Annotated in this window: 7 protein-coding genes, 1 tRNA gene and 1 pseudogene; 5 read left to right on the plus strand and 4 right to left on the minus strand. The window is 56.4% G+C overall.

From position 1 onward, the window contains the following. Positions 1 to 201 precede the first annotated feature (201 nt). The 3 genes and pseudogenes from RX972_RS25885 to RX972_RS29675 all read left to right on the plus strand — a co-directional run bounded on the left by RX972_RS25885 (position 202) and on the right by RX972_RS29675 (position 3,833). Positions 202 to 1,389, plus strand: a complete 1,188-nt coding sequence (locus RX972_RS25885) for an acyl-CoA dehydrogenase family protein (protein ID WP_316879715.1) — start codon at positions 202 to 204, stop codon at positions 1,387 to 1,389. 605 nt (positions 1,390 to 1,994) lie between these two features. Further along, positions 1,995 to 2,975: pseudogene (locus tag RX972_RS29670) on the plus strand (methyl-accepting chemotaxis protein); the annotation flags it as partial. Between the two features lie 144 nt (positions 2,976 to 3,119). Further along, the gene (locus RX972_RS29675; protein ID WP_373562187.1) at positions 3,120 to 3,833 is read left to right on the plus strand and encodes a methyl-accepting chemotaxis protein; all 714 of its coding nucleotides are present in this window, start codon (positions 3,120 to 3,122) and stop codon (positions 3,831 to 3,833) included. 303 nt (positions 3,834 to 4,136) lie between these two features. On the opposite strand, the gene RX972_RS25895 is transcribed toward RX972_RS29675, so the two are convergent. The 3 genes from RX972_RS25895 to nirB all read right to left on the minus strand — a co-directional run bounded on the left by RX972_RS25895 (position 4,137) and on the right by nirB (position 9,755). Next, the gene (locus RX972_RS25895; RefSeq protein ID WP_316879717.1) at positions 4,137 to 6,419 is read right to left on the minus strand and encodes a molybdopterin guanine dinucleotide-containing S/N-oxide reductase; all 2,283 of its coding nucleotides are present in this window, start codon (positions 6,417 to 6,419) and stop codon (positions 4,137 to 4,139) included. Between the two features lie 391 nt (positions 6,420 to 6,810). Beyond that, positions 6,811 to 7,194, minus strand: a complete 384-nt coding sequence (gene nirD, locus RX972_RS25900; protein ID WP_316879719.1) for a nitrite reductase small subunit NirD — start codon at positions 7,192 to 7,194, stop codon at positions 6,811 to 6,813. After that, positions 7,194 to 9,755 (minus strand): nitrite reductase large subunit NirB, encoded by a 2,562-nt coding sequence (gene nirB, locus RX972_RS25905; RefSeq protein ID WP_316879720.1) that lies wholly within the window; start codon positions 9,753 to 9,755, stop codon positions 7,194 to 7,196. Before nirB ends, nirD begins: the two co-directional genes overlap by 1 nt. Before the next feature lie 586 nt (positions 9,756 to 10,341). On the opposite strand from nirB, the gene RX972_RS25910 reads away from it, so the two are divergent. Together RX972_RS25910 and RX972_RS25915 are read left to right on the plus strand one after the other, a co-directional pair. After that, the gene (locus tag RX972_RS25910) at positions 10,342 to 10,665 is read left to right on the plus strand and encodes a helix-turn-helix transcriptional regulator (protein ID WP_316879722.1); all 324 of its coding nucleotides are present in this window, start codon (positions 10,342 to 10,344) and stop codon (positions 10,663 to 10,665) included. Next, entirely contained in the window at positions 10,665 to 11,930 is a 1,266-nt protein-coding gene (locus RX972_RS25915) for a type II toxin-antitoxin system HipA family toxin (RefSeq protein ID WP_316879724.1), read from the plus strand. Before RX972_RS25910 ends, RX972_RS25915 begins: the two co-directional genes overlap by 1 nt. A gap of 288 nt (positions 11,931 to 12,218) precedes the next feature. Here the strand turns inward: RX972_RS25915 and RX972_RS25920 are convergent. Continuing rightward, positions 12,219 to 12,294, minus strand: a tRNA-Gly gene (locus tag RX972_RS25920). Positions 12,295 to 12,371 lie beyond the last annotated feature (77 nt).

Here is a 12,371-nt window from a genome sequence, read left to right on the forward strand (position 1 = left end):
TCCTACAGTAAAAAGCATTCCAAATCAGATAGTTATTTTTTTTTTGATAGGAGCCGAGCTTGGTCTGGGTGGCATTCCGATGATAAGTGCGCCACGGTTTTAGATCGAGTCGCCCTTATCGTCGGAATGCCGCCCAGACCAAGCCCGGCTCCCACAGACTCTGCGCAACACTCAAGATTGTAAGTAAAAGGAACCCCATTAATGAGCGTATTTCCCCTTCGCCCCGTTGCCGCCAGCGACATCGAATCCGCCGAGGCTTTCACCGCGCGGCTGGCCTCAATCACCGCCGCCCTGGCCGCAACCGCCGAACGCTATGACGACAGTGGCGAATTTCCCCATGAAAACTTCCGCCTGCTCCATGAGCATGGCCTGCTCGCCCTGACCGTACCCACCGAGCTGGGCGGCGGCGGTGCTGATTTGCCTCAAGCGCTGCAAGCCATCAGCGCTGTCGCTCAGGGCGAGCCATCCACGGCGTTGATTCTGGTCATGCAATACATCCAGCATGCACGCCTGCAGCAGAGCAAAAGCTGGCCGGAGCATCTGCGTCTGCAAGTGGCTAAAGAAGCGGTGCGCGATGGCGCGTTGATCAACTCTCTGCGCGTAGAACCCGATCTTGGCACCCCTGCTCGCGGAGGTCTGCCTGCGACTACGGCGAGGCGTACCACCGAGGGCTGGCGCATCAGCGGCAGCAAGATTTACTCCACCGGCAGCCATGGCCTGACCTGGTACAACGTCTGGGCACGCAGCGACGATGTCGATCCTTTGGTGGGCGCCTGGCTGGTACACAAGGACACGCCAGGCATTCGAATCGTCGAAGACTGGGACCACTTGGGCATGCGTGCCACGTGCAGCCATGAAGTGATCTTTGAAGACGTATTGGTGCCACTGGAACACGCCGTCAGCGTCAGCCCATGGAGTGCACCGCAGGCAGAGCTCGACCCGGCAGGCTTCATGTGGATGTCGGTCTTGCTGTCCTCGGTCTACGACGGCGTCGCCCGCTCGGCGCGCAACTGGTTCGTGCAGTGGCTGGAAGAGCGTAAACCGTCCAACCTCGGTGCCGCGTTATCGACCTTGCCGCGCTTTCAGGAAGTAGTCGGTGAAATCGATACATTGCTGTTCAACAACCACAGCCTGCTGCAATCGGCTGCCACGGGGCTGACCCCGCCAGCCCATGCTGCGCAGATCAAATACCTGGTGACAACCAACGCTATTCGCGCCGTGGAGCTGGCGATAGAAGCAGCGGGCAACCCTGGCCTGTCGCGCAGCAACCCGTTGCAGCGCCACCTGCGCAATGTGCTGTGCGCACGGATTCACACACCACAGAATGACGTGACGTTGACAGGCGTCGGCAAGGCGGTGTTTGCAGAGCGGGAGAAAGCGAATCGGTAGGTGAGGAATTGTTCTGCGTCTGGCCTGCCCCCTGAATGGAACGTTGGACGACGTCAAACGCCCTGAACGTTGCAAGAGGTGTTTAAATCGGCGCTCAGAGGCCGAGCCCTGTTAGCAGCGTTCCAGGGTATTCACAGATCTAATAACTACGACTAAAACACATTAAAAATGTGTACTGAGATACGGGCGTATCCTGCAAGTTCCCAATTAATACTTCGGTTTATTTAAAGCCATGAATAATTTCTATGTGGCTTATAGAAATCCCCGCCCCAAACAGTGATCGTACAACTTCTTTTTTTGCTGAGTGCCGCCAAGGCCGAACCTTACGCCCTCAAAAAATATTTTTAAAACCAATGAACTCACTGCAGTTTCAGCGGTATTTGCTCCTCGCTAAAACCGTAATCAGTATTATCTGAAAGTTATCAATCTTTTATTAAAGTTTCTCAAACCGCCACCGATAAAACTCCAACTGGACTATTGGCAAGGAGCAGCCTCATACCGTATTTCTAAAAGTACTCGGAGCATTATTCATGCTGAAAATGATTCATCGCGGGCTTTCGAATATAGCCGTTCATACCAAGCTTGCACTGGGCTTTGGCATGGTCATGCTGCTCACCGTACTCATCGCCGCGGCAGGCTGGTCGGGTATCAAGGAAATGGGCGAACGAAGCCAGAGAATCGATGACATCGGCAAGCTCGGTTCCTTGACCAGAGATATACGTATTGAGCGACTTGCCTACATCATCACGCCTGACAACGAGCGAGCCGCCAGCTGGTTAAAAGCCGTGGATAATCTGGACCGGCATCTCGAGTACGCCCGTCCGATGTTCAGCTCCGCCCTCAACGTCCCCCACCTCAACGCTGCCAGTGATGGATTGAAAGACTATCGTGTTCAATACGATGCAGTCGTCAAGGCCACAAACGCACGAGAGGCAACACGGGAAGTATTTGGCAACCATGCCGAAGATGCGGCAAAAAACCTCGAACGCTTGAACGTCTTCGCCAACGCTGAAACGGGCGATGCCGCCATGCGTGACAGCGTGACACGTGCCCGTGCCTTGTTTCAGCGCATGCGCTTTGATGTCAGGGGTTACACGTATACGTTGAATACAGACGCTGAGCGGCAAGCCAAGGAATCCATAGCTGAAGTCATACGCTTCATCGAAAGCCTCAAAGGGTCAGGGCTTCCGGCAGAGACGCTTCAAAGTATAGGCACGTCGCTGAAGGCTTATCAAAGTACCGTGCAGCAGTTTTCTGATGCTCAGGCAAAGATCACCGAGTCTCAGGCGAATATTTCCAAAGACATCAAAATACTGTTCGCCGCGGCCGATGAGCTTACAAAAAATCAGACAACCTTGCGCCTGCAGGACCTTGCGCAATCTAGAGACTTGCTCATCATTGGTCTGGTTATCGCTTTGATTGTAAGTGCCCTTGCAGCCTGGATTATTACTCGCCTTATCGTTACTCCTCTGTTGAAGACCCTGGCTGTCGCTGAACGCGTCGCCAACGGCGATCTCACTCACGATCAGATTTCCGATCGCCGAGACGAACTGGGCCGACTTGAAAACACCATGCAAAAAATGACCGTCAAGCTAAGGGGCTTGATCGGCGGTCTCAAGGACGGTGTCGTGCAGATCGCAAGCGCTGCAGAGCAGTTGTCTGCCGTGACCGAGCAAACGAGCAGCGGTGTCCAGAGCCAAAAATCCGAAACGGATCAAGTCGCGACGGCGATGCATGAGATGGGCGCGACAGTCCAGGAAGTTGCCCGCAATGCGGAGCTCGCTTCCGGCGCAGCAGTCAATGCCTCAAGAGAGGCCCGCGAAGGTGACATCATTGTTTCCCAGGCGGTAAACCAGATTGAAAGCCTGGCACTTGAAGTCGGGCATTCGAAAACCGCCATGGATGACCTCAAGCGCGAAAGCGACAAGATCGGCGGCGTGCTGGATGTTATCAAAGCCGTGGCGGAGCAAACCAACCTCCTGGCGCTCAATGCTGCCATTGAAGCAGCACGGGCAGGCGAAGCAGGTCGCGGATTTGCGGTGGTTGCAGATGAGGTGAGAAGTCTCGCTCAGCGCACCCAGACTTCCACCGAGGAAATTGCAAATCTGATTCACGGACTGCACAAAGGAACCGAGCGGGTTGCTGCGATTCTGGATAACAGCCGCAGCCTGACAGACAGCTCTGTTGAACTGACTCGCAAGGCCGGGACATCCTTGAACAGTATTAGCCGCTCGGTCTCTGAAATCGAGTCCATGAATCAACAGATCGCCGCCGCTGCGGAACAGCAGAGCGCCGTCACCGAGGAGATCAATCGCAGTGTGCTCAATGTGCGCGATATCTCAGAGCAGACAGCCGCCGCCAGCGAGGAAACCGCCTCGTCCAGCGTAGAACTGGCCCGTCTGGGCGTTCAGCTACAAACGATGGTCAACCAGTTTAAAGTCTGACCCTTTGGGCCACGCTTATCAGTGGGGGCTTAAAGCTGCCGGCGCTGGTGGGCGTGTCCATGGCTGTATTGCGCAGCAGGAGAGATTTGCTGTCTGAGGGCAGATGAAGAACCTTTTGGACGATGAATGACCTGTGGGAGCCGAGCTTGCTCGCGATAAGTGCGACTCGATCTGGAACCGTGTAGCACTTATCGCGAGCAAGCTCGGCTCCCACAAGGGCATTCCAATCTAAACCTGTGCTCCCACAGCAGGTCCCACGTCAGCTTGCCAGCAAACAAAGACTCTGCAATCACACCTGATTCGCTACATCACTACCGGCGGTTCAAACGCGGTAATCCCTGGCAACTCCCCTTCCCACTTCACAATTTCAACCGTCGCCGTTTGTGCCGAGCAGCCTTGGGACAGGCTTGATGAGCCGACATCCTCAGTAACCATGTTCGGATTGCCGTGTTTTTCCAGGCTATCGGGCTCGCCGTGCACCAGCGGATCGAACCACGCACCGGTGGCGATCTGGACCACGCCTGGGCGAATGTTATCCGAGACAATCACACCGGCCAGAAACGCCCCACGGTCATTGAAGACCTTGACCACATCGCCATCGCTGATACCCCGTGCCCGCGCATCGTCGGTATTCAGGGTCAGTGGTTCGCGTTGTTGAATCTTTGAAGAACGACTGTAGCTGCCATGATCATATTGGCTGTGCAGGCGGGTTTTCGGTTGATTGGATAACAGATGCAACGGGTAGTCTGAGGCCGTTTTGTCCAGCCACACCGGGTGCCCGGGGCAGTCGGCATAACCGAACCCGGCGATGCGCTCAGAGAAAATCTCGATACGCCCCGACGGGGTTGGCAACGGATGGGCGTCGGGGTCCTTGCGGAAGGCTTGCAGCAACACCGTATCCTGCTCCGGATATTCGACTTCAAACACGCCGTCGTGCCAGAACTGATCATAGTCCGGCAACTGAATGCCAAACTCCCCCGCCCTGCCCCGTGACTCTTCGTAAATGTGCCGCAACCAGCCCGAGGCATCCCGACCTTCGGTGAAGCCGTCGGCAAAATCCAGTCGGCCGGAAAGCTCGGCCAGAATCGCGTAATCGTCTCGGGATTCGCCCACCGGCTCGATCGCCTGTTGCATGGCGATCATGAAACGATCAGACGCCGAGCTGCCGATATCGCTACGCTCCAGCGCCGTCGTGGCGGGTAAAACGATGTCAGCGTACTTGGCCTGAGCGGTCCAGAACTGCTCGTGGACAATAATAGTTTCCGGGCGCTGCCAGGCTTTCAGCAGGCGATTGAGGTCCTGATGGTGGTGAAAGATATTGCCGCCCGCCCAGTACACCAGGCGGATGTCCGGATAATGCCGCTGCTGACCGTTGTAGTCGAACGCCGCGCCGGGGTTGAGCAACATGTCCGCCACCCGCGCTACGGGAATAAAGTCTTTGACGGGGTTCTGGCCTTGGGAAAAACGCGGCCCGGAGAACGCTTTGCGACCGCTACCGGTGTTGTTCATGCAACCGTAACCCAGACCGAAGCCACCGCCGGGCAAACCGATCTGGCCCAACAGCGTGGCCAGCGTCACGGTCATCCAGAACGGTTGCTCGCCATGCACAGAGCGCTGCAAGGAATAGGCGATATTGATCATCGTGCGCTTGCTGGCCATGCGTCGGGCCAGATCAGTGATCTGCGCAGCTGGAATATCCGTCAGGGCTTGAGCCCATTCGGGGTCTTTAGGCTGACCATCGGTAAGGCCAAGCAGGTAATCACGGAAGCGTTCATAACCCACCGCGTAACGCTGAACGAAGTCTTCGTTGTGCAAACCTTCGGTGACCAACACGTAAGCCAAAGCCATCATCAAAGCAGTGTCGCTGCCCGGGCGCACCGGCAGCCATTCATTGCGCGTTGGCCCAATCAGATCATCCCGCAGCGGGCTGACGTTGACGAATTCCACGCCTGCTGCGGACATGTCTTGCAGGGCCTTGGTCAGCAGGTGATCACTGGCACCGCCCGGGCTGGTCTGGGCATTTTTGGCAGGCAGGCCACCGAACGCGACGAACAGCTCGCAATGCTGCGCAAGGTTTTTCCATGAGGTATGCGCTGCCAACAACCAGTCCATGTTGCCGACAATATGCGGCATCAATACGCGTCCGGCACCGAGGCTGTAGCTGTCGACGCTGGCGACGTAACCACCAAAGCCATTGAGGAAGCGGTGGAGCTGACTTTGCGCATGATGGAAACGCCCAGCACTGCCCCATCCGTAACTGCCGCCAAAAATCGCCTGATTGCCGTGTTCGGCTTTGACCCGCTTCAGCTCTTTGGCTACCAGCTCCAATGCGACGTCCCAAGAGACTTCCACGAAGGGTTCCTGACCGCGTAACTCCGGGCTGCCACCCTGCCCCTCAAGCTGCCCCTCCAGAAAACCGCGCCGCACGGCAGGCCGCCGAATACGCGTGGGCGATGTAAGCGCGTCAGCCACTGAATCACCGATAGGTGAAGGATCGCTGTCCCACTCCACCGGCACCAAAGCCCGCAGTTCGCCATCGACGACTTGCGGGCGATAAGCCCCCCAATGCAGCGAAGTGAAACTCATGACGCGGTTCTCCTGTGGTTTTACCCGTATTCAAACGGGTTAAACCATAGCATTTAGTTTTTTATTCACTAAATGCATTTTAAGAATGGGTTTATATGCAAAATACCAACTATAAAAACTCCCCTGATCCACGCTATCGAGCGGCAAACGCGCTTTCATCAAACAACATACAAATTGCTGGATTGAAATGCATTTTCTGTAGGAGCTGCCGAAGGCTGCGAAGCGTTTCTCCTGACACACCGCGATCGCAGCCTTCGGCAGCTCCTACAGGCCCTATGTTTGCCGGCCGGCCTCCTGTAGATAAAGCATTTAAATTCAGTTAGTTACTTTATTTTTGATGATAGCCAGCTTGTTGACTACAGGGGGTTAGCTCCAGAAATCGCACATGCCCTCACCCCACCGCGAGCTGCACGTCCTCTCCCTCAAAGCGCACAGGCCAGACCCGCAAACGCTGCTCCGGATATTCCAGACAGCTGCCATCCTTCAAACGAAAATGCTGCTTGTACAGCGGCGAGGCAATGACCAGATCGCCCTTGATACTGCCGATCAGTCCGCGGCCAATCACGTTAACCCCAGACTGCGGATCACGATTGTCCACCGCGTAAAGCTGACTGCCCTCAGCGTCCGGCAGATAGAACAGCGCGACCTGCGCGCCGTCCACCCAGACTACAACGCCAGAGTTGGTCACCAGATCTTGTCTGCCGCAAACCGTATGCCACGCAAGACTCGGGGCAGATGCAAGAGGTTCGCTGTGTTTGATAGCTGTCAGGCTCATCAGAGTGCCTCCTCGACGACGGGAATAAGGTTCAGCTCGGCCGCCGTGGCCGGACGACGCTGACCGCGCTCCTCGACAAAATGGATGTCCGGGTCCGGCCGCTTGTCATTGACGAAGGTGCGGAAACGCTTGAGTTTCTCCGGGCTCTTGAGGGTGTTGGCCCATTCGCATTCGTAGCGATCGACCACCAGTTGCATCTGCGCCTCCAGCTCTGCGCCCAGCCCGAGACTGTCGTTGATGATCACGTCCTTGAGGTAGTCCAGACCGCCTTCCAGGCTTTCGCGCCATACCGAGGTGCGCTGCAACTTGTCAGCGGTGCGGATGTAGAACATCAGGAAACGGTCGATGTAGCGAATCAGGGTTTCGTCATCCAGGTCGGTGGCGAACAGCTCGGCATGGCGCGGACGCATGCCACCGTTACCGGAGATATAGAGGTTCCAGCCCTTCTCGGTGGCGATCACGCCAACGTCTTTGCTCTGCGCTTCGGCGCACTCACGGGTACAGCCGGAGACCGCGAACTTTAGCTTGTGCGGCGAGCGCAGGCCTTTGTAGCGATCCTCGATGGTCAAGGCCATCTGCACGCTGTCCTGCACACCGTAACGGCACCAGGTACTGCCGACACAGGACTTCACCGTACGCGTCGATTTACCGTAGGCATGGCCGGTCTCGAACCCGGCTTCGATCAGCTCAGACCAGATGTCCGGCAACTCATGCAGTTGCGCACCGAACAGATCGATGCGCTGGCCGCCGGTGATTTTGGTGTACAGGTCGTACTTCTTGGCTACCACGCCGATGGCGATCAGCTTGTCGGCCGTGATTTCGCCGCCCGCGATACGCGGCACAACGGAGTAAGTGCCGTTCTTCTGCATGTTGGCCATGAACGTGTCGTTAGTGTCCTGCAAAGGCACCAGCGAGGCGTCCATGATCGGCTGGTTCCAGCACGACGCCAGAATCGACCCCACGGCCGGTTTGCAGATATCACAACCGGTATGGCCGCGACCGTGTTTGGCAAGCAGTTCTTCGAACGTCTGCACACCCTCGACGCGAACCAGCGCATACAACTCCTGACGGGTGTAGGCGAAATGTTCGCACAGGCTTTTATCGACGCTGACACCACGGGCAATCAGCTCGTGTTCAAACACAGTTTTCAACAAAGCGGCACAGCCACCGCAACCGGTGCAAGCCTTGGTCTCGGACTTGAGCACGCCCAAATCGGTACAACCGCCATCGATGGCAGAACAGATCGCGCCTTTGGTGACGTTGTGGCACGAACAAATGGTCGCGGTTTCAGGCAAAGACGCCGAGCCCAGAGTGGGTGCGCCAGAAGAACTCGGCAGGATCAGGCTCGCCGGTTCGGCCGGCAGCGTGATTGCGTTCTGCATGTATTGCAGCAGGGTGTCGTAGTAGCTGTTGTCGCCCACCAGCACTGCGCCAATCACATGCTTGCCGGAGGCATCGACCACCAGGCGGCGGTAGCTGGCAGTGGTCTGATCGATGAATTGATAGCTGCGTGAGCCCGGCGTGTGGCCGTGAGCATCACCAATGGAGCCAACGTCGACACCCAGCAGTTTCAGCTTGGTGGACATGTCGGCGCCCATGAACGGATCAGCTTCGCCGCCGCACAAGGTCGTCGCTACGGCGCGTGCCATCTGGTAACCCGGTGCAACCAGACCAAAGATACTGCCGTTCCAGGCCGCGCACTCGCCAATCGCGTAAATATCCGGATCGCTGCTCAGGCACTGGCCGTCGATGCTGACGCCGCCACGGGGACCAATGTCCAGACCGCATTGCCGGGCCAGCGCATCCTGCGCACGAATGCCCGCCGAGAACACGATGAGGTCGGTTTCGAGGAATTCGTCATTGCCGAAGTTCATCCGGTAGCGGTATTCCTCACCCGCCGTGATCGACTGCGTACCACGGGCCAGATGCACCCCGACGCCTAATTGCTCGATGCGATCCCTGAGGGCAATACCGCCCTGCTCGTCCAGTTGCACCGGCATCAGGCGCGGGGCGAACTCCACAACGTGCGCTTCGAGGCCAAGGCTTTTCAGGGCATTCGCAGCTTCCAGTCCCAACAAGCCACCGCCAACCACCACGCCACGAATGGCATTGGTGGCCGCCGTACGGATCGCGTCAAGATCTTCGAGGGTGCGGTAAACCAGTCGCGAATCACCGTGGGCACCTTCAATCGGCGGCACGAACGGGTAGGATCCGGTGGCCAGCACCAGCTTGTCGTAATGCACACTACCGCTGGCGGTGATGACTTTGTGGCCGTCCCGGTCAATCTCCAGCACTTGGGTGCCAAGGTGCAGCGTGACGCCGGGCGTCTGATACAGCGCAGCATCGGACAGCGCCAGCGACTCGGCATCACGGCCGGTGAAGTACTCGGACAAATGCACCCGGTCATAAGCGCGCATGAGCTCTTCGCCAAACACATGCAGTTGATAGTGCTGCAACGCGCCACCGGCAATCAATTGCTCGACACAGTGGTGTCCGACCATGCCATTGCCGATCACGATCAGGGTTTGCAGCGAGTTCGAAGAATCAATATTGGTATTCATGGATAGCACCCGACCAAAGCCAATCACGGAATTAAAAGCAAAAAAAAGCGCCTGAAACCTTGCGGTCTCAGGCGCCTTTGCCTGTTCGTTTTAGTGGTTAACCTGGCCTCTATGCCTGATCCACCTGAATTGCCCTGGCCTTGTTGGCTGATCGATCTTCGTTGACCGACGGGGCTGCCCACTCGACTACATTCGCGGTGGACCTGAGCAGGGATAATGCAGCGTTTGTGCCAGCCTGGGTGCAAATCGGGAAACACCTCGTAAAGCCCGACTGTCGATGCGGGTATACGGGACCGGCTTAGCTATAAGACTCATGATTCGGCGCATCCCCATGGTGCAAATCGGGCGCAGTCGGCTTTATATAAGTGCAGAAAGCTCGTTATCCAGAGTGCTTGATTGACTCAATTGGCGATGCATGAGATGCAATCTATATGACTCTCTCGCCTACAAAGAGCCATATAAGACTCTTCATGCTAAGAATGTAAGCTATAAGGCTCTTTATCCAATAAAGTAATCTATATAGCTCATTTATCTTGACGAGAGCCATATAGATTACATACTGCGTACCTCACTGAGGGACCGCGCCATGAAAACCACATTGCTTGATCAAATCCGCCAACGTCGTCTTGCGCTTGGCTTGAAAATTCAGGAAATGCCACTGCTGGCAGGGCTCACAAGACAGCAGTACGGCAAAATCGAAGCGGGTGGCAACCCACGACTCAACACACTCGATCAGATTGCTGAAGGATTGGAGTCGGCTCTGGTTCTGGTCCCCAAGTCGAAGCTCGCTGCCGTTCAACGCATTCTTGCCAGCGAAGCTCAAACGGAGATCAATCAGCGCTACACCGAACCTAAAGTGCAAACTTTGACGGTCAGCGAAGAGGCTGAAAACCCCTGGGGAGACCTCTGATGGTCAAAGAAACGGTCTCAGCCTTACGATTGACCCTTCAGGGTGAAAACGTCGGTTATGTCGCGGGGTACTCCAACGGCAAGAACGTTTTCACACTAGCGCCCGAGTACGTCCAAAACGAGGCCAGAAATCCGCTGACGCTGTCCCACAACAACCCCGCGTCTCTGGCCCGCCAACTTGCAGCAAGCCATCCCTACATCAGCAGCCATAAGCTGCACCCGGTGCTCAGCAACCTGCTTCCAGAAGGCGCGTTACGCGACTTCCTGTCACAAGCGATGAAGGTTCATCGGGATAATGAATTCCCGCTGCTGACCTGGCTGGGCCGAGACCTCCCCGGCGCACTGATTGCCTACCCTCTGGAAGCCTCGGAAATCCCCCATCTGGCCCTTCAGTACCGTGGAAAAATCCAGCCCACCGTTATCGATATTCCTGACAGCCGAGCGCATTTTTCCCTGGCCGGTGTACAAATGAAATTCTCCATGCGCAGCCAGGACGGGCGTTACATCACCGGCGACCCCGATGCTCCGGGGGACTGGATTATTAAAACGCCTTCGACCGTGCATCCCTTTGTGCCACTCAATGAATACACAGCAATGACACTCGCTGCCCTTGCTGGCGTGAACATCCCTGAAATCAAGCTGATCCCGATGACCCACATCGAGGCGCTTCCCAACATCAATCTGCCGAACGAGCAGTACGCCTATGGAATACGTCGATACGATCGATTACCAGACAACAAACGCATCCACTCAGAAGACTTTGCCCAGATTTTCTTTGCCTACGCCCACGACAAATACCGCGCGGCCAGTTATGAACAGGTAGGGAAGCTGATTTATCAAAACTCGCTTCAAGGCCAGCGCGACGCGGCGCAGATGGCGGTGAGGCTCCTGGTCAACATACTGCTGGCGAACGGCGACGCGCACCTCAAGAACTGGAGCATGATTTATCCAGATGGCCGCAACGCCGAACTGTCTCCCGCGTACGACATCGTTGTGACCAAGGCCTACATCACCGATGAAAACCAGTACGCCCTGAATATGGGCGGTAGCAAAAACTGGTACGAAGTTTCCATGGAGGACTTCAAGAAGTGGGCGGAATATGGGGATATTCCGTGGCGCCCGGTTCTCTACAACCTCAGAGCGGCACTGGAGAAAGCTCGTACCTTTTGGCCTGCGGCTCTGGATGAGAGCGGGATGGCGGACGACCACAAAAGCGTTTTACGCGAGCACTGGAAGCGGCTGCATGCTGATTTTCGGATTGCGTGACTTGCGACAGATCTTGCCTCGCTGATAAAACCACGCTGTTCACAGCAAACACGGCTGGATTGAAATGCATTTTCTGTAGGAGCTGCCGAAGGCTGCGAAGCATTTCTCCTGACACACCGCGATCGCAGCCTTCGGCAGCTCCTACAGGCCCTATGTTTGCCACGATACATCCCGGTGCCTTGGACACCGGGGCCACTTCTACAGAAAAATATGCCAAATCAGATAGCTGGGCATTAAAAAACGCACAAACAAAAACGCCGCTCTATTGAGCGGCGTTTTCGTTAAATATGGAGCGGGAAACGAGACTCGAACTCGCGACCCCGACCTTGGCAAGGTCGTGCTCTACCAACTGAGCTATTCCCGCAATGGCGTCCCCTAGGGGACTCGAACCCCTGTTACCGCCGTGAAAGGGCGGTGTCCTAGGCCACTAGACGAAGGGGA

Origin of the sequence: Pseudomonas syringae group sp. J309-1, from assembly GCF_032582135.1 — a bacterium.
In the GTDB taxonomy this organism is placed as follows: domain Bacteria; phylum Pseudomonadota; class Gammaproteobacteria; order Pseudomonadales; family Pseudomonadaceae; genus Aquipseudomonas; species Aquipseudomonas quasicaspiana.

Bases quoted from the DNA above. Each gene is read 5' to 3' on its own strand.
- RX972_RS25885 (WP_316879715.1), top strand. From the start codon at position 202: ATGAGCGTATTTCCCCTTCGCCCCGTTGCCGCCAGCGACATCGAATCC.
- RX972_RS29675 (WP_373562187.1), top strand. From the start codon at position 3,120: ATGCATGAGATGGGCGCGACAGTCCAGGAAGTTGCCCGCAATGCGGAG.
- RX972_RS25895 (WP_316879717.1), bottom strand. From the start codon at position 6,419: ATGAGTTTCACTTCGCTGCATTGGGGGGCTTATCGCCCGCAAGTCGTC.
- nirD (WP_316879719.1), bottom strand. From the start codon at position 7,194: ATGAGCCTGACAGCTATCAAACACAGCGAACCTCTTGCATCTGCCCCG.
- nirB (WP_316879720.1), bottom strand. From the start codon at position 9,755: ATGAATACCAATATTGATTCTTCGAACTCGCTGCAAACCCTGATCGTG.
- RX972_RS25910 (WP_316879722.1), top strand. From the start codon at position 10,342: ATGAAAACCACATTGCTTGATCAAATCCGCCAACGTCGTCTTGCGCTT.
- RX972_RS25915 (WP_316879724.1), top strand. From the start codon at position 10,665: ATGGTCAAAGAAACGGTCTCAGCCTTACGATTGACCCTTCAGGGTGAA.